At 68.0% G+C, this 21,123-nt stretch carries 26 protein-coding genes and 1 riboswitch; of the genes, 13 read left to right on the top strand and 13 right to left on the bottom strand.

The features are described 5' to 3' along the window. Position 1 precedes the first annotated feature (1 nt). Positions 2 to 448 (bottom strand): hypothetical protein, encoded by a 447-nt coding sequence (locus ACE3T2_RS08005; RefSeq protein WP_374656505.1) that lies wholly within the window; start codon positions 446 to 448, stop codon positions 2 to 4. A gap of 190 nt (positions 449 to 638) precedes the next feature. Between ACE3T2_RS08005 and ACE3T2_RS08000 the strand changes: the two genes are divergently transcribed. Continuing rightward, positions 639 to 1,421 (top strand): SDR family NAD(P)-dependent oxidoreductase, encoded by a 783-nt coding sequence (locus tag ACE3T2_RS08000; protein WP_374656503.1) that lies wholly within the window; start codon positions 639 to 641, stop codon positions 1,419 to 1,421. Here the strand turns inward: ACE3T2_RS08000 and ACE3T2_RS07995 are convergent. Then, positions 1,406 to 1,822 (bottom strand): HXXEE domain-containing protein, encoded by a 417-nt coding sequence (locus ACE3T2_RS07995; RefSeq protein WP_374656501.1) that lies wholly within the window; start codon positions 1,820 to 1,822, stop codon positions 1,406 to 1,408. The two genes, ACE3T2_RS08000 and ACE3T2_RS07995, sit on opposite strands and share 16 nt — an antisense overlap. Positions 1,823 to 1,921: 99 nt before the next feature. Here ACE3T2_RS07995 and ACE3T2_RS07990 point away from each other — a divergent pair, with 99 nt between their 5' ends. Next, positions 1,922 to 2,899, top strand: coding sequence for an NAD(P)H-dependent flavin oxidoreductase (locus ACE3T2_RS07990; protein ID WP_374656499.1), 978 nt, complete (start codon positions 1,922 to 1,924; stop codon positions 2,897 to 2,899). A gap of 90 nt (positions 2,900 to 2,989) precedes the next feature. On the opposite strand, the gene wrbA is transcribed toward ACE3T2_RS07990, so the two are convergent. Then, positions 2,990 to 3,589 carry an NAD(P)H:quinone oxidoreductase gene (gene wrbA / locus ACE3T2_RS07985; protein ID WP_374656497.1) on the bottom strand — a complete coding sequence of 200 codons (600 nt, stop codon included), beginning with the start codon at positions 3,587 to 3,589 and terminating at the stop codon, positions 2,990 to 2,992. A 69-nt stretch (positions 3,590 to 3,658) separates the two neighbouring features. Then, the gene (locus ACE3T2_RS07980; protein WP_374656495.1) at positions 3,659 to 4,357 is read right to left on the bottom strand and encodes a pirin family protein; all 699 of its coding nucleotides are present in this window, start codon (positions 4,355 to 4,357) and stop codon (positions 3,659 to 3,661) included. Positions 4,358 to 4,468: 111 nt separating this feature from the next. Here ACE3T2_RS07980 and ACE3T2_RS07975 point away from each other — a divergent pair, with 111 nt between their 5' ends. Further along, positions 4,469 to 5,386, top strand: coding sequence for a LysR family transcriptional regulator (locus tag ACE3T2_RS07975; RefSeq protein WP_374656493.1), 918 nt, complete (start codon positions 4,469 to 4,471; stop codon positions 5,384 to 5,386). On the opposite strand, the gene ACE3T2_RS07970 is transcribed toward ACE3T2_RS07975, so the two are convergent. Further along, positions 5,383 to 5,928, bottom strand: a complete 546-nt coding sequence (locus tag ACE3T2_RS07970) for a YbjN domain-containing protein (protein WP_374656491.1) — start codon at positions 5,926 to 5,928, stop codon at positions 5,383 to 5,385. The genes ACE3T2_RS07975 and ACE3T2_RS07970 overlap by 4 nt on opposite strands. A gap of 83 nt (positions 5,929 to 6,011) precedes the next feature. Here ACE3T2_RS07970 and ACE3T2_RS07965 point away from each other — a divergent pair, with 83 nt between their 5' ends. From ACE3T2_RS07965 to ACE3T2_RS07955, 3 genes are read left to right on the top strand one after another with little or no spacing between them, the layout of a single operon-like run. Next, a complete protein-coding gene (locus ACE3T2_RS07965; RefSeq protein WP_374656489.1) occupies positions 6,012 to 6,437 on the top strand; it encodes a TIGR02301 family protein in 426 nt (141 codons plus the stop codon). 29 nt (positions 6,438 to 6,466) lie between these two features. Next, complete coding sequence (locus ACE3T2_RS07960; protein ID WP_374656487.1) at positions 6,467 to 7,441, top strand: SPFH domain-containing protein; 975 nt, start codon at positions 6,467 to 6,469, stop codon at positions 7,439 to 7,441. Between the two features lie 4 nt (positions 7,442 to 7,445). After that, positions 7,446 to 7,907 carry an NfeD family protein gene (locus tag ACE3T2_RS07955; RefSeq protein ID WP_374656485.1) on the top strand — a complete coding sequence of 154 codons (462 nt, stop codon included), beginning with the start codon at positions 7,446 to 7,448 and terminating at the stop codon, positions 7,905 to 7,907. On the opposite strand, the gene ACE3T2_RS07950 is transcribed toward ACE3T2_RS07955, so the two are convergent. From ACE3T2_RS07950 to ispH, 4 genes are all read right to left on the bottom strand, one after another. Beyond that, on the bottom strand, positions 7,867 to 8,346 hold the full coding sequence (locus ACE3T2_RS07950) for a MarR family transcriptional regulator (RefSeq protein ID WP_374656483.1): 480 nt from the start codon (positions 8,344 to 8,346) through the stop codon (positions 7,867 to 7,869). The two genes, ACE3T2_RS07955 and ACE3T2_RS07950, sit on opposite strands and share 41 nt — an antisense overlap. A 62-nt stretch (positions 8,347 to 8,408) precedes the next feature. Next, positions 8,409 to 8,849 (bottom strand): ribonuclease HI, encoded by a 441-nt coding sequence (gene rnhA / locus ACE3T2_RS07945; protein WP_374656481.1) that lies wholly within the window; start codon positions 8,847 to 8,849, stop codon positions 8,409 to 8,411. Next, positions 8,846 to 9,814, bottom strand: coding sequence for a homoserine kinase (thrB, locus tag ACE3T2_RS07940; RefSeq protein ID WP_374656479.1), 969 nt, complete (start codon positions 9,812 to 9,814; stop codon positions 8,846 to 8,848). The genes rnhA and thrB overlap by 4 nt, the downstream gene beginning before the upstream one ends. Positions 9,815 to 9,848: 34 nt before the next feature. Further along, positions 9,849 to 10,814, bottom strand: coding sequence for a 4-hydroxy-3-methylbut-2-enyl diphosphate reductase (gene ispH, locus ACE3T2_RS07935; RefSeq protein WP_374656477.1), 966 nt, complete (start codon positions 10,812 to 10,814; stop codon positions 9,849 to 9,851). 243 nt (positions 10,815 to 11,057) lie between these two features. Here ispH and ACE3T2_RS07930 point away from each other — a divergent pair, with 243 nt between their 5' ends. The 7 genes from ACE3T2_RS07930 (at position 11,058) to ACE3T2_RS07900 (ending at position 18,868) form a co-directional block, all read left to right on the top strand. Further along, a complete protein-coding gene (locus tag ACE3T2_RS07930; RefSeq protein ID WP_374656475.1) occupies positions 11,058 to 11,741 on the top strand; it encodes a Tat pathway signal sequence domain protein in 684 nt (227 codons plus the stop codon). Next, the gene (gene argS, locus ACE3T2_RS07925; protein ID WP_374656473.1) at positions 11,738 to 13,534 is read left to right on the top strand and encodes an arginine--tRNA ligase; all 1,797 of its coding nucleotides are present in this window, start codon (positions 11,738 to 11,740) and stop codon (positions 13,532 to 13,534) included. Before ACE3T2_RS07930 ends, argS begins: the two co-directional genes overlap by 4 nt. 86 nt (positions 13,535 to 13,620) lie before the next feature. Further along, positions 13,621 to 13,714, top strand: a riboswitch (glycine riboswitch). Positions 13,715 to 13,871: 157 nt separating this feature from the next. Then, on the top strand, positions 13,872 to 14,984 hold the full coding sequence (gene gcvT, locus ACE3T2_RS07920) for a glycine cleavage system aminomethyltransferase GcvT (protein ID WP_374656471.1): 1,113 nt from the start codon (positions 13,872 to 13,874) through the stop codon (positions 14,982 to 14,984). A 16-nt stretch (positions 14,985 to 15,000) separates the two neighbouring features. Continuing rightward, complete coding sequence (gene gcvH / locus ACE3T2_RS07915) at positions 15,001 to 15,366, top strand: glycine cleavage system protein GcvH (protein ID WP_374656469.1); 366 nt, start codon at positions 15,001 to 15,003, stop codon at positions 15,364 to 15,366. 47 nt (positions 15,367 to 15,413) lie between these two features. Then, a complete protein-coding gene (gene gcvPA / locus ACE3T2_RS07910) occupies positions 15,414 to 16,757 on the top strand; it encodes an aminomethyl-transferring glycine dehydrogenase subunit GcvPA (RefSeq protein WP_374656467.1) in 1,344 nt (447 codons plus the stop codon). Next, the gene (gene gcvPB, locus ACE3T2_RS07905) at positions 16,757 to 18,307 is read left to right on the top strand and encodes an aminomethyl-transferring glycine dehydrogenase subunit GcvPB (protein WP_374656465.1); all 1,551 of its coding nucleotides are present in this window, start codon (positions 16,757 to 16,759) and stop codon (positions 18,305 to 18,307) included. The genes gcvPA and gcvPB overlap by 1 nt, the downstream gene beginning before the upstream one ends. 174 nt (positions 18,308 to 18,481) lie before the next feature. Continuing rightward, a complete protein-coding gene (locus ACE3T2_RS07900) occupies positions 18,482 to 18,868 on the top strand; it encodes a hypothetical protein (RefSeq protein WP_374656463.1) in 387 nt (128 codons plus the stop codon). 4 nt (positions 18,869 to 18,872) lie between these two features. Here ACE3T2_RS07900 and ACE3T2_RS07895 read toward each other — a convergent pair whose 3' ends face one another. The 4 genes from ACE3T2_RS07895 to ACE3T2_RS07880 form a co-directional block, all read right to left on the bottom strand. Continuing rightward, positions 18,873 to 19,370: a F0F1 ATP synthase subunit B gene (locus tag ACE3T2_RS07895; RefSeq protein ID WP_374656461.1), complete on the bottom strand. Its 498-nt coding sequence runs from the start codon at positions 19,368 to 19,370 to the stop codon at positions 18,873 to 18,875. Beyond that, entirely contained in the window at positions 19,370 to 19,966 is a 597-nt protein-coding gene (locus ACE3T2_RS07890; protein WP_374656459.1) for a hypothetical protein, read from the bottom strand. Before ACE3T2_RS07890 ends, ACE3T2_RS07895 begins: the two co-directional genes overlap by 1 nt. Positions 19,967 to 20,043: 77 nt before the next feature. After that, positions 20,044 to 20,268: a F0F1 ATP synthase subunit C gene (locus ACE3T2_RS07885; RefSeq protein ID WP_374656457.1), complete on the bottom strand. Its 225-nt coding sequence runs from the start codon at positions 20,266 to 20,268 to the stop codon at positions 20,044 to 20,046. Positions 20,269 to 20,319: 51 nt separating this feature from the next. Continuing rightward, positions 20,320 to 21,105 (bottom strand): F0F1 ATP synthase subunit A, encoded by a 786-nt coding sequence (locus tag ACE3T2_RS07880; protein ID WP_374656753.1) that lies wholly within the window; start codon positions 21,103 to 21,105, stop codon positions 20,320 to 20,322. Positions 21,106 to 21,123 lie beyond the last annotated feature (18 nt).

Genomic DNA, 21,123 nt, shown 5'->3' with positions numbered 1-21,123 from the left:
GCTATTTGAATTTCAGTTCGCGAGCGGTCATGCCGCCGCGCAGCTTGCGCAGGGATTCGCGCGAGACCGCCGCCTGGTTGCTCTTGATGACGCTGCCGAAGGCTTTGGCCTGGGTGGCGTCGGTCTCGTCCAGGCTGCGGTCGAACACGCCCATGTTCTTGTACTGGATCATCAGGATCACGTCGGGCTCGCCGTCGCGCGGAGAATCGATCGACAGAATCCGGTAGTCGAGCACGTCGCCCTTCTTCTTGTTCTCCTCCTGGATGGTGCGCCAGGTGGTGTTCAAATAGGCCATGTAGTCGTCGAACATGCCGGGCTTGGTCTCGACGTAACCGATCTCCCAGACGGGGCCGAGATCGTAGGTGCGGGGGGCGGTCTGGGCGTTCGCCCCGCTCGCGGCCGTCGCCAGGGCGGCCGCCACGGCCGCTGCGGTCAGGATCGTTCTCACGCGAAACTCTCCTTGTTTTCTCCTGCGCTCAAGCTTGCGCGAGCGGCAATCTGCGCCTCGGATTTCTGCATAACAACGTTATTAGATTTAATGCGCGCTCCGGTGGCGACTTGCTCGCAGGCTGACTTGACGACCGCGGCGTCAGGGCGTTCCAGTTGCCCCAACAATTGTTTGAAAAAGAGGGCGGCCCGTGACCTACAAACCATTCGACCTGACCGGCAAGGTGGCGCTGGTCACCGGTGGCAACGGCGGGATCGGCCTGGGCATGGCGCAGGCCATGGCGCAGGCTGGCGCCGATATCGTCGTCTGGGGCTCCAACCCGCAGAAGAACGCCGACGCGGCCGAGACTCTGAAGGCCACGGGCGTGCGGGTGCTGACCCAGGTCGTCAACGTGGCTGACGAGGCGGCGGTGGCCGCCGGCATGGCCGAGGCGGTGGCCAAGATGGGACGGGTCGACACCGTGGTCGCCAACGCCGGCATCGGCGCGGGCGCCAAGTCGTTCTCAGAGTTCCCGACCGAGACCTATCGCAAGGTGCTGTCGGTGAATCTCGACGGCGTGTTCTTCACCTTCCGGGAGGCCTGCAAGCACATGGTCGAACGGGCGGGCCAGGGCGACGGCGGCGGTTCGCTGGTGGCCATTTCCTCGCTCTCGGCCCTCGACGGCGCGCCGCGCAACCAGGCCTATGCGGCCACCAAGGGCGCCCTGATCCCCATGGTCCGGGCCATCGCGGTGGAGCACGCCCGCTACGGCGTACGCGCCAACTGCATCCTGCCCGGCTGGATCGCCACCGACATGACCGCCGGGGCGCAAGACAACGACAAGTTCAACGACAACGTCATCAAGCGCGTGCCCATGCGCCGCTGGGGCCAGCCGGCGGACTTTGGCGGCATGGCGGTCTATTTCGCCTCCGACGCCTCTGCCTTCCACACCGGGGACTCGGTGCTGATCGACGGCGGCTACGGGATCTTCTGAGTTCGCAGAACGCTCAGCGCCCACAGCGAAACCGGAATGTTGACGGCGAGCGCCGTCAGCAGCCCCGGCGCATATCCTCCCATCAGGATCGCCGCCGGCGCGTGCGGGGCGATTACGTTGGCCAGCATCACCAGCGGCAGGGCCTGCAGCACCGCGAGCCGGGCGCGGGTGACGCCTCCGCGAGCCGCCCACCCCAGCGCCAGGGCGACGGTCAGGGTCAGCGTCAGGAGTGCGAGGTCGAACTGCGCCGGCGTCGGCCGCCACCAGACGAGGCCGGCGGCGGCGATGCGCGCGCTCACCGCGTCGTGCATGCGGGCATAGGCGAGCCCTTCTTCCAGATTGTGCAGGGCGAAGGCCGCCAGGCAGGCTGCGGCGACGAGGCCCCGGCGGTCCGTGGTCATCGATCGCGTCCTCCCCGCCGCCGCCCTGACGTCGGGTCATAGTTTCCCCACGCGCCGCGCGGCGCCATCCTTCCGGCCATAAATTTCGGGAGGATTTCGATGAGCCTGCATACTCCGCTGTGCGATCTGTTGGGTGTGAAGCACCCGATCATGTTGGCCGGGATGGGCGGCGTCTCCTACGCCGAGCTGGTGGCGGCGGTGTCCAACGCCGGCGGCTACGGCGTGCTCGGCATGGCCGGGCGCAACCCCGACTTCATCCGCGACGAGATGCGCAAGGTGAAGGCCCTGACCGACAAGCCGTTCGGCGTCGACCTGCTGGCGGCCAGCCCCGAGAGCCTGACCGCCTCAGTCGAGATCATCATCGAGCAGGGAGCCTCGTCCTTCGTCGCCGGCCTCGGCGTTCCGATGCCGATCATGGAGAAGCTCAAGAAGGCCGGCCTGAAGGTCATGGTCGTCTGCGGCGCGGTGAAGCACGCGGTGAAAGCCGAGCAGGCCGGCTGCGACGCGGTGATCTGCCAGGGCGGCGAGGGCGGGGGACATACGGGCCTGGTCGGCACCATGCCGCTGGTGGCTCAAGCCGTTGAGGCGGTGAAAATCCCGGTGGTGGCGGCCGGCGGCCTCTATGACGGCCGTGGTCTGGCCGCCGCCCTGACCCTGGGCGCGACCGGCGTCTGGATGGGCACGCGCTTCATCGCTTCGACCGAGGCCCATGCCGGCGAGATGTACCGTCAGGCCATCCTGGACGCCGCCGACGAGGACACCATCCGCACCCGCTCTTATTCGGGCAAGCCGATGCGGGTGAAGAAGAACTCCTATGTCGAGGAGTGGGAAACCCGGCCGCAGGACATCCAGCCCTTCCCGATGCAGGCTATGGTTTCGCACCAGGCCGGGGTGATGGGCGGCATCGGCGGCCAGATAGAAGGGCTGGACCCCGACCGCTCGTGCTTCGCGATGGGCCAGTCGGCCGGCGGGGTGCACGAGGTGCTGCCGGCCGCCGAGATCGTCGCCCGCCTGGTCAAGGAAGCCGAGGGCGCCATCGATCGGGTCGCCAAGCTGCGCGTCGGCGTGCCGGCCTGAAACGAAGGCGCCCGCCTCTCGTACTGATGAGAGGCGGGCGCCCGCGATGCGGCGGAAGGGGTGTGCGGCCTTCCGCCGATGGTCTGGAGGCTACGCGGCGACCTTGGCCGCGATCTGGGCCAGGTGACGGCCTTGGAAGCGCGCGCCGTCCAGTTCGTTGGCGCTGGGCAGGCGCGAGCCGTCCCCGCCGGTGATGGTGGAGGCGCCGTAGGGGCTGCCGCCGGTGATCTCGTCCAGTTTCACCTGGCCGGCCCAGGCGTAGGGCAGGCCGACGACGACCATGCCGTGGTGCAGCAGCTGGGTCAGGGTCGAGATGATGGTTGTCTCCTGGCCGCCGTGCTGGGTGGCGGTGGAGGTGAAGACCCCGCCGACCTTGCCGACCAGGGCGCCCTTTGCCCACAGCCCGCCGGTCTGATCCCAGAACGCCGCCATCTGGGCGGCCATGCGCCCATATCGCGTGCCGACGCCGAGGATGATCGCGTCGTAATTGGCCAGGTCGTCCACCGTGGCGATGGGAGCCTCCTGGTCGAGCTTGTACCCCGAGGCCTTGGCGAGCTCGGCCGGAACGGTTTCCGGGACGCGCTTGATGTCGACCTGGGCGCCGGCGTCGCGCGCGCCCTCGGCGACAGCCTTGGCCATGGTTTCGAGGTGGCCGTAGGTCGAGTGGTAGAGGACGAGAACTTTGGTCATTGGAGAGCTTCCTGGCTGAGCTGGAAAGGATAGGCCCGGACGGTGGGAGAAGCCGTCCGGGCCGGGGCGTCAGGCGGCGTCGACGAGGACGAGCTCGGCGTCCTCAAGAGCCGTGACGCGGATGACGTCTTCGTCGCGAATGGCCAGGCCGTCGCGAGCCTTGGCCTTCACGCCGTTGACCTCGATCGCCCCGCTGGCCGGGACGAGGTAGGCATAGCGGCCGGCGCCGAGCTGGTACTCGGTGGTTTCGCCCGCCTTCAGGGTGGCGCCGGCCACGCGGCCGTCGGCCCGGATCGGCAGCGCGCCTTCATCGCCGTCGACGCCGCTGGCCAGGGTGACGAACTTTCCGGAGCGGTCGCCCTTGGGGAAGGGCTTGGCGCCCCAGGACGGCTCGCCGCCGGCCTTGGTCGGCAGAATCCAGATCTGGAACAGCGTCGTGTCTTCGTTCTCGACGTTGTACTCGGCGTGGCGGATGCCGGAGCCGGCGCTCATCACCTGCACGTCGCCCGCCTCGGTCCGACCCGTATTGCCCAGGCTGTCCTGGTGGGTGATCGCCCCGGTGCGGACATAGGTGATGATCTCCATGTTCGCGTGCGGATGCGGCGGGAAGCCCGAGTTCGGCGCGATCTTGTCGTCATTCCAGACGCGCAGCGCGCCCCAGCTCATCCGCTTCGGATCGTGATAGTCAGCGAACGAGAAGTGGTGCTTGGCGTCGAGCCAGCCGTGGTTGGCGCCGCCGAGGGTGTCAAAGGGTCGAAGGTCGATCATCGTCGTGTCTCCGGGGGCGGTTCTGCTTGGGCCGCCCGTTCGAGAAAAAGGTAGCGATCCCTGGAGATTTAGAAATAGAAACGATGGAAACTGATTGTTTCCAAAAGCGCCATGTCAAAACTCCCTGACTTCGAAGCCTGGGCGGTGTTCGCCAAGGTGGTCGAGACCGGTTCCTTCGCCCGCGCCGCCGACGAACTGGACATGTCCAAGGCCACGGTCTCCAAAGCCGTCTCGCGCCTGGAAGCGCGGCTCGGAACGGGGCTGTTCCACCGGACGTCGCGTCGCCTCTCTCTGACCGAAAGCGGGCGCAACGCGCTTGAACGAGCCGGTCGTATTTTGGCCGAAGGCGAGGCGGTGGAGGCCGAGACCGCGGCCCAGTCGGCCATTCCCCGCGGCGTCGTGCGGCTGGCCGCGCCCGTGTCGTTCGGCCTGCTGCATCTGGCCGACATCCTGCCGGACTTCCTGGCTCGCTATCCGGAGGTGACGCTGGACGTCAGCCTCGCCGATCACAAGGTCGACCTGGTGGCCGAGGGCTTCGACCTGGCGGTACGCATCGCCCAACTCCCCGACTCCTCGCTGCTGGCGCGCAAGGTCTGCGACATGCGGGTCATGCTGGTGGGGGCGCCCCGCTATTTCGAGGCGTTCGGCAAACCGCAGCATCCGCGCGACCTCGTCCAGCATCGCTGCTTCACCTATGCAAACGCCGACAATCCCGGGCTGTGGCGCTTCACCGACGCGAACGGCGAGGAGACGTCGGTGAACGTCGAAGGACCGATGCGGGTCAACAGCTCAGAGAGTCTCAGCCCCTCGCTGCGGGCCGGCTTGGGGCTCGCGCTGCAGCCGGAGTTCATCTGCTGGCGCGACCTGCAGGCGGGCACGCTGGAGACCGCCATGTGCGATTGGCGCCCGCCGACGCCAGCCCTCCACATCGTCAGCCCGCCGGGCCGGCTGCGGCCGGTGCGGGTCAAGGTGCTCATGGACTTTCTGGCCGAACGTCTGTCCGCCGCGCGATGGGAGACGGGGCTCTAGTTTCCCGCCAGATAGCCCTCGGCGTCGCGGTTGAACCGTCCGAAGGTAGCCAGGCACCCCTGCCAGACGCCCAGGTGCTGCTTCATCTCCGCCGAGGTCATCCTCTGGCCCAGCAGCAAGCCGTACATGACGTTCGAGCGGCCATCTTCCGTAAGGTAGCCGCGGCACGCGACCTGGGTGCGGTTGAAGACGTTGATCTGCTGCAGGGTCGGGCCGCGCCGCTCGAAGGCGGTCGAGAAGGCCAGCATGCCGCACACCTTGCCGTTTGCATCGCAGTCGACGTACTGCGCGCCGAACTTTCCGCCGGGCGTGACGATGTCTAGGACCACGACGCCCTGGCCGGCGGCGGCCACGACGCCCTTGGCGTCCATCGTCCCCAGCAGGCCGATCAGGGCGGCCGGATCGCGCGCATCGAACGCCGCCGGCTTGGCGGCGGGTTTCGTGGCCGGCTTGGCCGCCGGCTTCGGCGCGGGCTTGGCAGGCTCTGCGGCGACTGCAGGCGCGGCGAGGGCCAGGGCGATTGCGAAGGTCAGGGCGCGCATCGTCGTCTCCGGTTCGGGCCTGCATGGGCTAGCGCCTCGCGGGCGCAGGTGACAAGGCGGCGCGGGCGGATTTAAGTGCGGCCATGCGTCTGGCCCTGCTGACCGCCGCTGTTCTGTTCGCTGATCCGGCCCTCGCGCAGGATCGGCCGGCCGAAATGCGCGAGGCCCTGGTCGGCCTGACCCGGGTGCTGGGCGAGAGCCACGCTCTACGCCAGGCCTGCGAGGGCGTGTCCGACCAGCACTGGCGGGGGCGCATGAACCGCCTGGTCGAGACCGAACAGCCAGACGAAGACCTCGACGCGCGAATGAAGGCCAGCTTCAACGCCGGCTTCGCCGAGAGTCGCCGGCTCTATCCGGTCTGCAGCGACGGATCGCGTCGCGCCCTGGCCCTCGCGGCGATCCGTGGGCGCGAGCTTTCCACTACCCTGGCGCATGCGAAATACCGCTCGGGCGTCATGCCGGTCGAACCGGAAGCTGAGCAGGTGACGGCGGAGCCTGAGCCGCGTTAGTGTGAGCTCCGGTTCTCGGGGAGGTTGTCATGGAACTAACCGCAGTCGGCGTCCTGGTCGTCCTGGCGCTGGTGATCCTGTTCGGTGCGATCAAGATCGTCCCGCAGGGCCGCGAGTTCACCGTCGAACGCTTCGGCCGCTACACCCGCACCCTCAGCCCCGGGATCAGCTTCCTGACGCCCTTTGTCGAGAGCATCGGGCGCAAGGTGAACATGATGGAGCAGGTGCTGGACGTGCCGCGCCAGGAGGTGATCACCAAGGACAACGCCGTGGTCCAGGTCGACGGCATCGTCTTCATCCAGGTGATGGACGCCGCGGCCGCCGCCTATCGGGTCGACAACCTCAACTACGCCATCGCCCAGCTGGCCATGACCAACCTGCGGACCGTGGTCGGCTCCATGGAACTGGACGAGGTGCTGTCGCAGCGCGATCAGATCAACAGCCGCCTGCTGCACGTCATCGACGCAGCCACCAGCCCCTGGGGCGTCAAGGTTGCGCGCATCGAGATCAAGGACCTGCAGCCCCCGCCGGACATCACCAGCGCCATGGCCCGCCAGATGAAGGCCGAGCGGGAACGCCGCGCAGTCATCACCGAGGCCGACGGCGAGAAGGCTGCGGCCATCGCCCGTGCCGAGGGCGCCAAGCAGGCGGCCATCCTGGAGGCCGAGGGCCGCCGGGAAGCGGCCTACCGCGACGCCGAGGCGCGCGAGCGGGAAGCCGAGGCCGAAGCCAAGGCGACGACGATGGTGTCCGAGGCCATCGCCCGCGGGGACGTCAACGCCATCAACTACTTCGTCGCCCAGAAGTACGTCGAGGCGTTCGGCAAGCTGGCCGAGAGCCCGCAGCAGAAGACGGTCATCGTTCCGTCCGAGATGTCGGCCCTGGTCGGATCCCTGGCGGGGGTGGGCGAACTGGTGAAAAACATCCGCACCGACGACCCGGCGCCGCGGCCCTCTGCGCCGCCGCGTGGCCGCACCGGCGCGGTCCCGCCGACCGGAGCCTGAGGCCATGAGCCCGATCGCCGAATTCTATCTGGCCCATGGCTTCTGGCTGTGGGTGGCGGTGGCGGCCGCCATCCTGGCTATCGAGATCGCTTTCGGGTCCGGTTGGCTGCTGTGGCCCGCCGCCAGCGCCGCCGTGGTTGCGGTGGTCAGCCTCTTCGCCGACAGCGTCACCCTCGAGATCGGGCTCTTCGCGGTGCTGACCATCGTCACCACCCTCGCCGCGCGCCGCTTCTGGCCGCGGCGTGCGGCGACCGAGACTCCGGACATCAACGACAACATCGCGCGGCTCGTCGGCCATCAGGGCCGGGTGACGGCGGCCTTCGTGCACGGCGCTGGCCGAGTGCTGGTCGACGGCAAGGAATGGGCGGCCGAGACCGAGGACGGGGGCGGCCTGGACGTCGAGGCGATCGTCGAGGTGATCGGCCTCAGCGGAGGCTCGCGGCTTCAGGTCCGTCCGCGCCGATAACGTCTTCCAGGAAAAGCCGCAGGCTGCGCAGGAACGGCAGAGCCTGACGGAACTCGGCGTCGGTGAAGCCTTCGCGCAGGGCGTCCATCTTCCACTTCATGCCCTTCAGCAACTCGGCGTGGGCTTCGCGCCCGCCGCGCGCCAGCCGCACCCGCTTCTTGCGTCGGTCCGTCACGTCCGACAACAGGACGATGAAGCCCATCGCCTCCATCTTCTGTAGTGCGCTGGTCATGGCCGCCTTCGACATGAGCATGGCGCGGGCCAGTTCCGCAGGGGTCTGGCCGTCCCCGTCGCGGTGGAAGCGCATCAAGAGTTCAACATGGGCGTAGGTCATGCCGGGCGGCAGGTGTGCGGTCACCGACAGCCGAGTCAGGTGCTCGATGATGCCGATTTCGTTGAAGACCGCGACGTCGGCACGGTCCTGGAGCGACGGGGCCATGGTGCGGCCTCCATTTGTTCGATAGCGAACATTGTTATGGTTCGATGTCGAACGGTCAAGCGTCACGCTCTGGCTTCGACCAGCCCCCTCCGGGCGAGGGCGTCGGCGCGCTCGTTGAGCTCGTGGCCGGCGTGGCCTTTGACCCAATTCCAGCTTACGTCGTGACGCGCGCGGGCCGCGTCAAGCCGCCGCCAGAGGTCGTCGTTCTTGACCGGTTTGCCGTCGGCGGTTTTCCAGCCGCGCTTCTTCCAGCCGAAGATCCACTCCGAAATGCCCTTCATGACGTAGGTGCTGTCGGTGTGCAGTTCGACTTTGCAGGGCTTCTTCAACGCCTCCAGCGCCTGGATGGCGGCCATCAGCTCCATGCGGTTGTTGGTGGTGGCGGGCTCGCCGCCGCAGATTTCCTTGACGTGTTGTCCCGCGATCATCACCGCGCCCCAGCCGCCAGGCCCGGGATTCCCCGAGCAGGCGCCGTCGGAATAGATCACGACCTGCGGGGTCACGAGACCTCGCCCAGCAGCACGAGGTCGGGGGCGGTGCGGTGCACCGCCAGCTTGCGCTCGTACTCCAGCGGATCCTTGGGCCGCACCAGGGCGCCGGGCGGCGTCGCATGCCAGTCGTGCAACCGGGTCAGGAAGAAGCGCATGGCCGCGCCGTGCGCCAGGGCGGGCAGGGCGGCGCGCTCGGCCGCGCTCAGGGGGCGGTGGGCCTCGTAGCCGGCCAGCAGCGCCCGCGCGCTGGTGATGTTGAAGCTGCCGTCTGCCTCGAAGCACCAGGCGTTCAAGGTCACGGCGATGTCGTAGGCCAGGAAGTCGTTGCAGGCGAAATAGAAGTCGATCGTTCCGGCGAACTTGCCGGCCGGATCGAAGAAGACGTTGTCGGGGAAATAGTCGGCGTGGATCACTCCGGTGGGCAAATCTTTTGGCCACGCCGCCGCCAATCGCTCCAGGTCGCCAGAGATCACTGCGGCCAGGCCCGGCTTCAGGGCGTCGGCCTGGACCTTTAGGCCTTCGAACATCGGCGCCCAGGCGGCCTGTCCCAGGTCGTTCGGGCGGCTCATCGAAAAGCCCTGGGCGGCCATGTGCAGGCGGGCGAGTCCCTCGCCGGCCTCGCGGCAATGGCTGGCGCTTGGACGGCGCACCGCCAGGCCGGGCAGGAAGGAGAAGATTGCGCAGGGCTTGCCGCGCACGCGCTGCAGCGCCTCGCCGGCGCGGTCGACGATCGGCGTCGCCGAGGGGTAGCCATGGGCGGCCAACCACAGGGTCAGGCCGAGGAAATAGGGCAGTTCCTCCTCGCGCACCCGCTTCTCGTAGACGGTCAGGATGTAGCGGCCCTTTTCCGTCTCGAGCAGGAAGTTCGAGTTCTCAACGCCTTCGGCGATGCCCTTGAACGCCACCGGCGCTCCAAGGTCGAAGTTGGCGAGAAGGGCGGAAAGCTCCTCGTCGGAGATGTCGGTATAGACGGCCATGACGGCGCCGGGATGCGGGAGCGCGGGCGCGCCGTCAAGCGTCGGCGGTCAGCTTTCTTGGCAGTTTGAAGCTCACCGTCTCCTGTACGGTGTCGACGTTCTGCACCGTGACGTCGAAGGCTTCGGCCAGGCGGTCGATCAGGCCCTGTACAAGTACTTCGGGAGCCGAGGCGCCCGCCGTGACCCCGACGGCCGAGACGCCGTCCAGCCAGCCGAAATCGAGCTTTCCGGCGTCGTCGATCAGATAGGCGGCCTTGGCGCCCGAGCGCCTGCCGACCTCTACCAGCCGCACCGAGTTGGAGGAGTTGGACGAGCCGAGCACCAGCAGCACCTCGGCCTGCGCCGCGACAGCCTTGACCGCGTCCTGGCGGTTGGTGGTGGCGTAGCAGATGTCTTCCTTGTGCGGGGCGGCGATCTCAGGGAACCGCTCGCGGAGGGCCGCGACGATCTCGGCGGTGTCGTCGACCGAAAGCGTGGTCTGGGTGGCGAAGGCGACGTTGGCCGGATCCTTCGGCGTGAAGGCGCGGGCGTCCTCCACCGTCTCGATCAGCTTCACGACGCCGTCGGGCAGCTGGCCCATGGTGCCGACGACCTCGGGGTGGCCGGCGTGGCCGATCAGTACGATCTCCTTGCCGGCGTCGTAGTGGCGCTGGGCCTCGACGTGCACCTTTGAGACCAGCGGGCAGGTAGCGTCGAGATAGATCATCTCGCGCTCACGCGCCTCGGCCGGCACCGACTTGGGCACGCCATGTGCGGAGAACACCACTGGCCGGTCCGTCGGGCACTCCGACAGTTCCTCGACGAACACCGCGCCCAGATCCTTCAGCCCGTCGACCACGTGGCGGTTATGGACGATCTCGTGACGCACATAGACCGGCGCCCCGTACTTCTCGATCGCCCGCTCGACGATCTGGATGGCGCGGTCGACCCCGGCGCAGAATCCGCGCGGCGTGGCCAGCAGGACCTTCAGGGGACGGCGGGAGGCGGAAGCTTGCGACATGGCGCGCAAACTAGAGCGGGTTGAGGAAAAGTGCGAAGCGGTTTTCCGCCCGCGACCCGCTCCATACTTTTGAAGACCGAGCACGATTCAGCGATCAGGCGGACCCGCCTGATCGCATCGTGCTCCGGGCGTTCGAGGGCCAGATCGCCAGCCGCGTTGCGGCCTCATTCGATAGCCATTAGTAGGGGACCGATGCGTATGCCCGTCCTGGGCCCCGCGCCCCTCTCTTCCTGGACGACCTCGATGCGCCGTTCCCTGTTGCTGCTCGCCGCCGGCCTGATCGTGGCCGGCTCCACGATTCCCGAACTGGCGGCCGCCCAGCGCCGCCCGAGCGACCAGCAGCGCCAGGAGCAGGAAGCGGCGAAGAAGAAAAAGCGTGACTCCGAGTGGAACGACATCCAGGCGCCGCTGCCCCAGCTTCGTAACGCCGGGCCGTGTCCCTACGTGAAGGTGCTGTACGACGCCGCGCGCTATGTCGACTTCAAGGACAATCGCGAAGCGTCCAGCGCGGTCGCGTATTCCGGTGAGATTCAGGGCATCTCGGCTGGCTGCCAGTACAAGGACGAGGAACCCATCAAGGTGACGATGGAAGTCCTGTTCGAACTGGGCCGGGGCCCGGAAGCCCAGAGCGATACCAAGACCTACCGCTACTGGGTGGCGGTGACGAAACGCAACGAGGCGGTCATCGCCAAGCAGTACTTCGACCTGCCGGTGAAGTTTGCGCCCGGCCAGGACCGGGTCTACGCCACCGAGAGCATCAACCAGATCACCATCCCGCGCGCCAGCATGACCACCAGCGGCGCCAATTTCGAGGTGCTGGTCGGTTTCGACGTCACGCCGCAGATGGCGGCCTTCAACCGCGACGGTAAGCGCTTCCGCCTCAATGCGGGCCAAACCGTCGCCGGGAACACCAACGAAAACAAATGAGCGACCTGAAAAGGGGCCTGAGCGAAGCGGTCGCCGCCGCCTTCGCCGCGGCGGGACTGCCGGCCGAACTCGGCCGGGTGACGCCGTCTGACCGGCCCGACCTGGCGGACTTCCAATGCAACGGCGCGCTGCCGGCCGCCAAGGTCGCCAAGCGCGATCCGCGCGAGATCGCCGCCGAGGTGGTGGCCCACCTGACCGGCGACCCGCGCCTTGCGTCGGTCGAGAGCGCCGGCCTCGGCTTCATCAACATGCGCGTCAGCGAGCAGGCCCTGGCACAGCGCGCCGGCGAGATCGCCGCCGACCCGCGCCTGGGCGCCGGAAACGTGGCCACGCCCCGCAAGATCCTGGTCGACTACGGCGGGCCGAACGTGGCCAAGCCGATGCACGTCGGCCACCTGCGGTCTTCGATCATCGGGGAGTCGATCAAGCGCATCTATCGCTTCCGCGGCGACACGGTGGTCGGCGACGCCCACTTCGGCGACTGGGGCTACCAGATGGGCCTGCTGATCGGAGCCGTCACCGACGAGAACGCCGAGATCGCCGTCCTGGTCGAGGCGCTCAACGCCAAGGGCGAGGCGAGCGCCGAGGACGAGGCGCAGGCCAATGCCCTGTTCGACGCGACCGTCAGCTTGGCCGACCTCGACCGGCTCTATCCGCTGGCCGCCGCGCGCGGGAAGTCCGAGCCGGAATATCGCGACCGGGCGCGCAAGCTCACCGCCGAGCTGCAGGCCCGCAAGGCCGGTTACTTCCTGCTTTGGCGGCATTTCGCCAAGGTGACGAAGGTCGCGTTGGAGCGCGACTTCCACGCCCTGGGCGTCGCTTTCGACCTCTGGAAGGGCGAAAGCGACGTCGACGACCTGATCGAGCCGATGGTGGCCGAGCTGGACGCCAAGGGCCTGCTGGTCGACGACCAGGGCGCGCGGATCATCCGCGTGGCCAAGGAAGGCGATAAGCGCGAGCTGCCGCCGCTGCTGGTGGTCTCGTCGGAAGGTTCGGCCATGTACGGCACGACCGACCTGGCCACGATCCTCGACCGCAAGCAGAGCTTCGGCCCCGACCACGTGCTCTACGCCGTCGATCAGCGCCAGGCCGACCACTTCGAGATCGTGTTCCGCGCCGCCTACCTGGCCGGCTATGCGGTCGACGGCAGCCTCGAGCACGTCGGATTCGGCACCATGAACGGGACCGATGGCAAGCCGTTCAAGACCCGCGAAGGCGGTGTTCTGAAGCTGAACGACATGATCGTCATGACCCGCGACAAGGCCCGCGAGCGCCTGCACGAAGCGGGCCTGGGCGCCGAGCTCGACCCCGACACCTTCGAGGAGACCGCCCACAAGGTGGCGGTCGCGGCCCTGAAGTTCGCCGACCTGCAGAACTTCCGCGGCACCTCCTACGTCTTCGACCTCGACCGCTTCTCCAGCTTTGAGGGCAAGACCGGCCCATACCTGCTGTACCAGGCGGTGCGCATCAAGTCGGTGCTGCGCAAGGCGGCGGATGAGGGCGCGAGCGCCGGTCCGATCGTCGTGTCGGATCCCGCCGAGCGGGATCTGGTGCTGCTGCTCGACGCCTTCGACCAGGCGCTGATCGACGCCTACGACAAGAAGGCGCCCAACTTCGTTGCCGAGCACGCCTACAAGCTCGCCCAAGCGTTTTCGAAGTTCTACGCGGCCTGCCCGATCCTGTCGGCGGCGGCGGAGCTTAAGGCGTCCCGCCTGGCCCTGGCCACGACGACCTTGGCCCAGCTGGAACTTGCCCTGGAGCTGCTGGGCGTCTCTGCGCCCGAGCGCATGTAAGGCCTGATTTTCGCCCGGTGCGCGGCCGCGCACTGGGCGAGGCGCTTTGCGCGTTGACTCCCATTCACCGATCGAAGAGTTATGCGGCGACTCTCGCGGGAGAGATCGGGCCTTTCGGGGTCCGGAGCCGAAGGCGCAACCGCCCCGGAAACGCTCAGGCAAAAGGACCGCGCGAGCTGATGAACGCTGGAAAGTAGTCCGGGTGACCGGGCTCGCCGAAGGAGCAAGGGCCGCGGGCGAGGCGGTCTGAAATCTCTCAGGCTCAGAGACAGCGGGGGCGCAATCGACGCGGGGATCGTCCTCGCGCGCTTGCGGGTTCATCAGCCGGAGTCCCCACGTGTCCGACGCGACCTTGAAGACCACCCCGCTCTACGACGCCCACGTGGCGGCCGGCGCCCGCATGGTGCCGTTCGCGGGCTATTCCATGCCGGTTCAGTACAAGGACGGCGTGCTGAAGGAGCATCTCTGGACGCGCGAGAACGCCGGCCTGTTCGACGTCTCGCACATGGGGCAGGCGCGCCTGCGCGGCGTCTCGCCGCTGTCGGCGTTCGAAGAGGTCACCCCGGGCGACTTCATCGGCCTGAAGCCGGGCAAGCAGCGTTATTCGGTCCTGCTGAACAAGAAGGGCGGGATCATCGACGACCTGATGGCCGCGCGTCCGGACGATGACGGTCTGTTCGTGGTGGTCAACGGGGCGTGCAAGGACAACGACTTCAAGGTCATCGACGACGAACTGGCCGGCCAGGTGCGGATCGAGCGCCTGGAAGACCGCGCCCTGATGGCGCTGCAGGGGCCGAAGGCCGCCGAAGTGCTGGCGGCCCACGCGCCGGAGGCGGCGGGCATGGTGTTCATGGACGCCCGTTCGTTCAGCGCCTTCGGGACCGATGTGATCGTCTCGCGCTCAGGCTACACCGGCGAGGACGGCTACGAGATCTCGGTGCCGGCTTCTGAGGCGGCGCGGGTCTGGACCACTCTGCTCGCGGACGAACGGGTGCGCCCTATCGGCCTCGGCGCCCGCGATTCCCTGCGGTTGGAAGCCGGGCTTCCGCTCTATGGCCACGACGTCGACGAGACGGTCAGCCCGATCGAGGCGGACCTGGCGTTCGCCGTCTCCAAGAAGCGCCGTGAGGCGCGCGATTTCCCCGGCGCGGCCCGAATCGCCAAGGAACTGGCGGGGGAAGTCTCCCGCAAGCGCGTCGGCCTTGTCGTGCTGGAAGGCGCGCCGGCCCGCGAAGGCGCGGAGATCGCTGACGAAGCAGGCAATGTGGTGGGCGTGGTCACCTCGGGCGGCTTCTCGCCCAGCCTTGGCAAGCCGATCGCCATGGGCTTCGTGCCCCCGGCCTTGGCGGATGTCGGCGCAAAGTTGAAAGTCATCGTGCGAGGCAAGGCCCAGACCGCTGAGGTCGCGGCCATGCCCTTCGTGCCCCATCGTTATGTCCGCAAGCTCTAGGAGAGGGACAGCCCGGATGCGTTTCACCAAGGATCACGAGTGGGTCGTCGTCGAAGGCGACGTGGCCACCATCGGCATCACCGCCTATGCCGCCGAGCAACTGGGCGACGTGGTGTTCGTCGAAGTGCCGGAGGCCGGCAAGACCGTGACGCAGGGCGATGGCCTGGCGGTGGTCGAGAGCGTCAAGGCCGCCTCGGACGTCTACGCTCCGATCTCGGGCGAGGTGGTCGAGGGCAACGCCGCCTTGGGCGACGCGCCTGAGACGGTCAACGATCAGCCGGAAGGCGCCGGCTGGTTCGCCAAGATCAAGCTCGCCGACCCGGCGCAGGTCGAGGCCTTGATGGACCGCGCCGCGTACGAAGAGTTCCTCGGCACGCTTTAATTCCTTCCCAGCCGGCCGCTCCCTCGGGGCGGCCGGGGAGCACCTGCATGCGATACCTGCCCCTTACCCCGGCCGACCGCGCCGAAATGCTGGCCACGATCGGCGCTGGTTCGATCGACGACTTGTTCGTCGATGTGCCCGCCGCGGCGCGCAAGGCCGACCTGTTCGACCTGCCGCTGCACGCCGGCGAACTCGAGGTCGAACGCGAGCTTGCGGGCCTGGCCGCCATGAACCGGCCGGCGGGGGCAGGACCGTTCTTCTGTGGGGCCGGGGCCTACAAGCACCACGTCCCCGCGACGGTGGACCACATCATCCAGCGCTCGGAATTTCTGACCAGCTACACGCCCTACCAGCCTGAGATCGCCCAGGGCACGCTGCAGGTGCTGTTCGAATTCCAAACCCAGGTGGCGGCCCTGACCGGGCTCGAGGTCGCCAACGCCTCGATGTACGATGGCTCCACCGCCTGCGCCGAAGCGGTGATGATGGCTCAGCGCGTCACCCGCCGTAAGAAGGCGGTGCTGTCGGGCGGCCTGCATCCGCACTACGCGGCGACCACCCAGACCATCGCCCATGCCGAGGGCATGGACATCGTGCGCCAGGCTGCGGCCATCGACGCCGAGGCTGCGGTGCTGGACGCCATCGACGGCGACACCGCCGCCGTGGTCGTTCAGACCCCTAACGTCTTCGGCGTGGTCACCGACGTGACGAAGATCGCCGAGGCGGCCCACGCCGCCGGCGCGTTGCTGATCGTGGTGACGACCGAGGCGGTCTCGTACGGCCTGCTCAAGTCGCCCGGCGAGATGGGCGCCGACATCGCCGTGGCCGAGGGCCAGTCGATCGGCAACGGCCTGAACTTCGGCGGCCCCTATGTCGGCCTCTTCGCCTGCCGCGAAAAACTCGTCCGCCAGATGCCGGGCCGCCTCTGCGGCGAGACCGTCGACGCCGAGGGCCGCCGCGGCTACGTGCTCACGCTCTCGACCCGCGAGCAGCATATCCGCCGCGAGAAGGCGACCTCGAACATCTGCACCAATTCGGGCCTCTGCGCCCTGGCCTTCACAATCCACCTATCGCTGCTGGGCGAGACAGGCCTGCGCCAGCTGGCCGCCCTCAACCACGCCAAGGCGCGTGAGCTGCGTGACGCCATCGCCGCCGTGCCGGGCGTAGAGGTGCTGACGCCGCGCTTCTTCAACGAGTTCGCGATCCGCGTGAAGGGAAGTGCGGCCGGCGCCGTGGAGGCTCTGCTGGCTGACGGCGTGGTCGCCGGCGTGCCGTTCTCGCGCCTCGATCCCTCGGCGGGCCTGGACGACATTCTGCTGGTCGCCGCCACCGAAACCACCTCGACCCAAGATATCCAAGCCTTCGCCCAGGCGCTCGCCGGGAGGACCGCGTAATGACCATGCTGAATGTCGGCCGTCCGACTCGTCCCGAAGGCGCCGCTGAGAGCGCCGGCCATGCGTCCCTGACCGGCGGCCGCGGCCTGCTGCAGGACGAGCCGCTGATCTTCGAACTGGGCGGCTGGACCAAGACCGGCGTCGACCTGGCGCCGGCGGCGCAGGACGCCTCGGACCTCGGCGATCTGGTCCGCAGCGCCCCGATCGGCCTGCCGGGCCTCTCCGAGCCCGAGGCTATGCGCCACTACGTGCGCCTCAGCCAGAAGAACCACGCCATCGACCTCGCGCTCTATCCGCTGGGCTCGTGCACGATGAAGCACAACCCTCGCCTGAACGAGAAGATGGCGCGCCTGGCCGGCTTCGCCGATCTCCACCCGCTCGCGCCGCAGTCGACCGTCCAGGGCGCGCTGACGCTGATGGACCGCCTGGCCCACTGGCTGAAGACCCTGACCGGCATGCCCGCGGTGGCGTTGTCGCCCAAGGCCGGCGCCCATGGCGAGCTCTGCGGCCTGCTGGCCATCAAGGCTGCACACGAGGCGAACGGACAAGGCCATCGCCGCACCGTGCTGGTGCCGACCTCCGCCCACGGGACCAACCCGGCCACCGCCGCCTTCGTCGGCTATTCGGTGGTCGAGATCGCCCAGACCGAGGACGGCCGTGTCGACACCGCCGACCTGGCCGCCAAGCTGTCGCCGGACGTGGCGGCGATCATGGTCACCAACCCGAACACCTGCGGCCTGTTCGAGCGTGACATCCTGGAGATCTCGCGCCTGACCCACGAGGCCGGAGCCTACTTCTACTGCGACGGCGCCAACTTCAACGCCATCGTCGGCCGGGTGCGCCCGGGCGACCTGGGCGTCGACGCCATGCACATCAACCTGCATAAGACCTTCTCGACGCCGCACGGCGGCGGCGGGCCGGGCGCGGGCCCGGTGGTCCTGTCCGCGGCCCTCGCGGCGCACGCGCCGGCCCCTTGGGTGGTGTCCGGTCCGGACGGACTGCGGCTGGTCGAAGAGACCGTGGAGGAGGCCGCCCAGGGCTTCGGCCGCATGAGCGCCTTCCATGGCCAGATGGGCATGTTCGTCCGCGCCTACGCCTACATGGCCAGCCACGGCGCCGACGGCCTGCGGCAGGTGGCCGAGGATGCGGTGCTCAACGCCAACTACATCAAGGCGCGGCTGTCGCCGGTCATGAGCCCGGCCTTCCCCGAAGGCCCTTGCATGCACGAGGCGCTGTTCGACGACGCCTGGCTGGACGGGACGGGCGTGACCACCCTCGACTTCGCCAAGGCGATGATCGACGAGGGCTTCCACCCGATGACCATGTACTTCCCGCTGGTGGTGCACGGCGCGATGCTGATCGAGCCGACCGAGACGGAACCCAAGCACGAGCTGGATCGCTTCTGCGAGGCGCTCACCGCCCTCGCGCATGCTGCCAAGGCGGGCGACGTCGATCGCTTCAAGGGCGCGCCCTATCTCGCCCCCCTTCGGCGGCTCGACGAAACGCTCGCGGCCCGCAAGCCGAAACTCGCCTGGCGGCAAGAGGGGTAAGGTGTGTCTCCGGCGCCGCTGGCGCCGGAATACCCGCCACGTTGAAAAAATTTAACAGCAGGATCGTCTTTACGACTCCCTGATACGTTCTCATATCGGCAGGACGTCCGACCGCTGGTCCTCCCCCAGTTCGGCGCGCGGGCTCACATCCAGGTTCAGAACGTGTCACTCGCCATGCAAAGCGTGCGCGGTCCTCGCGCCTCCGACGAAGCCTCTCGCGATATCGCGGGGCGGCTCGTGCGTTTTGGCTTGGTCGTGCTCGGCGGACTGATCATCCTGGCTGGCATCGCCATCGCGCCCCTGCCGGGGCCGGGCGGCATCCCGGTCATCGTCGTCGGCCTGATGGTCGTCCTGCGAAATTCGTTCAAGGCGCGGCGGCAGTTCGTCCGCCTGCATCACGCTCATCCGCGGGTGATCTCGCCCATACGCCGGCTTCTGCGGCGCAATCCGCGAATTCTGGAAATGGCGTGGAGGCAGTCCTTGAAGATCGAGCGCCTGGTGGTTCCTAAGAACCTGCGCTTCGCGGTTCGCAGCCGGCGCCTTTTCAGACGCCGGCGCTAGAACCCTACTGGAGCTTCGCGCCCAGTTGGCTGATCGCGCGATCGACCAGCGGGTCAGTCTTCACGGCCGAGAGACGCTTGGTCAGCACCACTTCGGCGGCCTGGGCCGCCAGGTCGGCGGCGGCGGCCTTAACCTCGGCCGCGGCTTGCGCCTCGGCGTTGGCGATCTTGCGCTCGGCGAGCTGCTGACGGCGAGCCAGGCTCTCCTCCAGCTTCGCCTTGGCTTCGGCCTCATAGCGGCGGGCTTCGTCCTGGGCCGCGGCCAGCATGTCCTTGGCCTGGGCTTCGGCTTCAGCGCGCTCGGCCTTGAGTTGGGCCAGCAGGCTTTGGGCTTCCTCGCGGATACGGGCGGCCTCGTCCAGGTCAGCCTGGATCTTGGCCGTCTTGGCGTCCAGCGCGGCGGTGATCGCCTTCGGGGCCTTGGCCACGAAGATGACGATGCCGAGGAAGATGAGCAGGCCGACGCCCACCCATGTTTCGGCTTCAGCGAACAGCTCGGTCATCAGGCGGCTCCCTGGGCGAGCGCAGCGTCGATCTCGGCGGCGGTCACTTTCTGACCGGTCAGCTTTTCAACCATGGCCTGGGCCGTCTCGCCGGCGATGCCGCGGACGTTGGTCATGGCTTGATCGCGCAGGCCGCGGATGCGGGTCTCGGCCTCGTCCATCTGGGCCTGAAGACGGGCGTCTTCGGCCTTCTGGCTGGCGGCGAGTTCGGCGGCGGCCTTGGCCTTGGCTTCGACGGCGAGGCCGCGCGCGCGGGCGCGGGCTTCGTCGATCTCGGCCTGGGCGGCCTTCGCCTGGGCTTCGGCCTCGGCCTGGACGCTGCGCGCCTGGCTGACGGCGTCGGCGATGGTCGCGGCGCGGTCGTCCTGAATCTTGCGCAGCCGAGGCACGAAGACCTTGGCCAGCAGGATGTAGAGGACGGCGAAGATGAGGAAGAGCCAGACGATCTGACCGCCCCAGTATTCCATGCGGAACTGAGGCAGACCGCCGCTCGCTTCGCCGCCGTGGGCGGCGGCGACTTCCGTCGTGCCGGCGGGGGCGTGAGCCCCGTGCTCGGCGCCGGCGGCCTCGGCGTTTGGTGTGGTCTCGGCGGCCATAAGGCTTAGGCGTCCTTATAAACGCAGGTCAGGGCGCGACGATGACGGCGCGCCCCTCGGGACCTGCGGATCTGGCTTTAGGAGAACAGGATGAGCAGGCCGAGCACGAAGGCCAGAATGCCCAGAGCTTCGGTCAGAGCCGCGCCGAGGATGAGGTTGGTGAACTGGCCGCCGGCGGCCGACGGGTTGCGCGTGGCGCCCGCCAGGAAGTGGCCGAAGATGGTGCCCACGCCGATGCCGGCACCGATCATGCCGAGGGTGGCCAGGCCAGCGCCGATGTACTTAGCGGCTTCAGCGTCCATAGTTTTCAGTCCCGTTTGAAAGTTGAAGTAGTTGGGTTTGTCGTCGGCCGATCAGTGGTGATGGCCGAGGTTGACCACGTCGTTGAGGTAGACGCAGGCCAGAACCGCGAAGACGAAGGCTTGCAGGAAGGCCACCAGGAACTCCAGCGCCGTCAGGGCGACGACGCCGCCCAGCGACAGGGCCGCCGCGAGATAGCCCAGGGTGGCGACGCCGCCGGTCGCGGCGAGCGCGCCCAGCGAGACGACGAAGCCGGCGAAGACCTTCAGCGCCACGTGGCCGCCCAGCATGTTGCCGAACAGACGCAGGGCCAGGGTGACCGGGCGCAGCAGGAAGGAGAGGATCTCGATCGGGGTGACGAGGATCAGCATGTACCACGGCACGCCAGACGGGACGAACAGCTTGTACATGTTCGCGCCGTTGCGCATCACGCCGTAGATGATGACGATCAGGATGGTCATCACGGCCAGCGAGGCGGTGACCGCCAGCTGCGAGGTCGCGGTGAACACCAGGAACAGGCCCAGCATGTTCATCGCCAGGATGAACACGAACAGGGTGAAGATGTAAGGGAAGAACTTGCGGCCTTCGTTGCCGATGATCCCGACCACCAGGTCGTCGATATAGCTGAAGATGCCCTCGCCGATGACCTGCAGGCGGCCCGGAACCACTGCGGCCTTCGCGGTGGTCACCGCGAAGAACAGGATCACCACTGTGGCGGCCGCAAGCATGGCGACCGTCGAGTTGGTGATCGACATGTCGATCGCGCCGACGCCCGGCAGGGTGAACGAAGGGAGATCCACGACTTTCTGGATCTCGAACTGATGCATCGGGTCGGCCATGCCGCCTCGAACTCCCTC

Source organism: Phenylobacterium sp., assembly GCF_041919955.1.
GTDB lineage: Bacteria > Pseudomonadota > Alphaproteobacteria > Caulobacterales > Caulobacteraceae > Phenylobacterium.
This window is presented reverse-complemented; position numbering and strand designations above follow the sequence as displayed.

Bases quoted from the DNA above. Each gene is read 5' to 3' on its own strand.
- ACE3T2_RS07995 (WP_374656501.1), bottom strand. From the start codon at position 1,822: ATGACCACGGACCGCCGGGGCCTCGTCGCCGCAGCCTGCCTGGCGGCC.
- ACE3T2_RS07990 (WP_374656499.1), top strand. From the start codon at position 1,922: ATGAGCCTGCATACTCCGCTGTGCGATCTGTTGGGTGTGAAGCACCCG.
- wrbA (WP_374656497.1), bottom strand. From the start codon at position 3,589: ATGACCAAAGTTCTCGTCCTCTACCACTCGACCTACGGCCACCTCGAA.
- ACE3T2_RS07980 (WP_374656495.1), bottom strand. From the start codon at position 4,357: ATGATCGACCTTCGACCCTTTGACACCCTCGGCGGCGCCAACCACGGC.
- ACE3T2_RS07975 (WP_374656493.1), top strand. From the start codon at position 4,469: ATGTCAAAACTCCCTGACTTCGAAGCCTGGGCGGTGTTCGCCAAGGTG.
- ACE3T2_RS07970 (WP_374656491.1), bottom strand. From the start codon at position 5,928: ATGCGCGCCCTGACCTTCGCAATCGCCCTGGCCCTCGCCGCGCCTGCA.
- ACE3T2_RS07965 (WP_374656489.1), top strand. From the start codon at position 6,012: ATGCGTCTGGCCCTGCTGACCGCCGCTGTTCTGTTCGCTGATCCGGCC.
- ACE3T2_RS07960 (WP_374656487.1), top strand. From the start codon at position 6,467: ATGGAACTAACCGCAGTCGGCGTCCTGGTCGTCCTGGCGCTGGTGATC.
- ACE3T2_RS07955 (WP_374656485.1), top strand. From the start codon at position 7,446: ATGAGCCCGATCGCCGAATTCTATCTGGCCCATGGCTTCTGGCTGTGG.
- ACE3T2_RS07950 (WP_374656483.1), bottom strand. From the start codon at position 8,346: ATGGCCCCGTCGCTCCAGGACCGTGCCGACGTCGCGGTCTTCAACGAA.
- thrB (WP_374656479.1), bottom strand. From the start codon at position 9,814: ATGGCCGTCTATACCGACATCTCCGACGAGGAGCTTTCCGCCCTTCTC.
- ispH (WP_374656477.1), bottom strand. From the start codon at position 10,814: ATGTCGCAAGCTTCCGCCTCCCGCCGTCCCCTGAAGGTCCTGCTGGCC.
- ACE3T2_RS07930 (WP_374656475.1), top strand. From the start codon at position 11,058: ATGCGCCGTTCCCTGTTGCTGCTCGCCGCCGGCCTGATCGTGGCCGGC.
- argS (WP_374656473.1), top strand. From the start codon at position 11,738: ATGAGCGACCTGAAAAGGGGCCTGAGCGAAGCGGTCGCCGCCGCCTTC.
- gcvH (WP_374656469.1), top strand. From the start codon at position 15,001: ATGCGTTTCACCAAGGATCACGAGTGGGTCGTCGTCGAAGGCGACGTG.
- gcvPA (WP_374656467.1), top strand. From the start codon at position 15,414: ATGCGATACCTGCCCCTTACCCCGGCCGACCGCGCCGAAATGCTGGCC.
- gcvPB (WP_374656465.1), top strand. From the start codon at position 16,757: ATGACCATGCTGAATGTCGGCCGTCCGACTCGTCCCGAAGGCGCCGCT.
- ACE3T2_RS07900 (WP_374656463.1), top strand. From the start codon at position 18,482: ATGCAAAGCGTGCGCGGTCCTCGCGCCTCCGACGAAGCCTCTCGCGAT.
- ACE3T2_RS07895 (WP_374656461.1), bottom strand. From the start codon at position 19,370: ATGACCGAGCTGTTCGCTGAAGCCGAAACATGGGTGGGCGTCGGCCTG.
- ACE3T2_RS07890 (WP_374656459.1), bottom strand. From the start codon at position 19,966: ATGGCCGCCGAGACCACACCAAACGCCGAGGCCGCCGGCGCCGAGCAC.
- ACE3T2_RS07885 (WP_374656457.1), bottom strand. From the start codon at position 20,268: ATGGACGCTGAAGCCGCTAAGTACATCGGCGCTGGCCTGGCCACCCTC.
- ACE3T2_RS07880 (WP_374656753.1), bottom strand. From the start codon at position 21,105: ATGGCCGACCCGATGCATCAGTTCGAGATCCAGAAAGTCGTGGATCTC.